Below are 241 nucleotides of genomic sequence, written 5' to 3' on the forward strand. Positions count from 1 at the left end.
GAGAGTGCCGCGGCAATGGCCTCGATCCGGGGTGAGCGCATGCCGTCCGGCTCGCCGAAGGACAGGGTGTGGAGATCGTTGAGATGGAGAACCCGCCCCTCGGGATCGAGAGCGGCCGAGATCAGGCACAATCCGCCAAGCACCCGGCCCTCACCGAAGCGGGTCTTCAGCAGGTCCATATGGCGCATGCCGTTGAGCAGGGGGAGGATCGCGGTGTCCGGCCCAACGGCTGGCGCCAGCG

1 protein-coding gene is annotated in these 241 nt (G+C 68.0%); it reads right to left on the minus strand.

Features of this window, described 5'->3' with window-relative positions:
- The coding region (locus ACSNOK_RS35965) for a 2-dehydropantoate 2-reductase N-terminal domain-containing protein (RefSeq protein ID WP_436784855.1) at window positions 1-239 on the minus strand (239 nt) is incomplete at its 3' end.
- Window positions 240-241 lie beyond the last annotated feature (2 nt).

The sequence above is a fragment of the Streptomyces sp. URMC 126 genome (assembly GCF_051386555.1).
Lineage (GTDB): Bacteria > Actinomycetota > Actinomycetes > Streptomycetales > Streptomycetaceae > Streptomyces.